This is a genomic window from Streptomyces aureus (assembly GCF_000725495.1).
In the GTDB taxonomy this organism is placed as follows: Bacteria; Actinomycetota; Actinomycetes; order Streptomycetales; family Streptomycetaceae; genus Streptomyces; species Streptomyces aureus_B.
In genome coordinates, this window is record NZ_JNZD01000122.1 from 1 (window position 1) to 235 (window position 235).

The 235-nt window shown below is 67.7% G+C and carries 1 pseudogene; it reads right to left on the reverse strand.

Annotated features, from left to right (window positions below):
* Window positions 1-235: pseudogene (locus IO36_RS36245) on the reverse strand (glucose-6-phosphate isomerase); the annotation flags it as partial.

Sequence of the window (235 nt, forward strand, 5' to 3'; positions counted from 1 at the left end):
TTCGACGCGCTTGGCGAGGACCTTGCCGAGTTCGACGCCCCACTGGTCGAAGGAGTCGATGTTCCAGACCGCGCCCTGGACGAACACCTTGTGCTCGTAGAGGGCGATCAGCTGGCCCAGGACGGAGGGGGTCAGTTCGGCGGCGAGGATGGTGGTGGTGGGGTGGTTGCCCTGGAACGTCTTGTGCGGCACCAGTTCCTCGGGCACGCCCTCGGCGCGGACCTCGTCGGGGGTC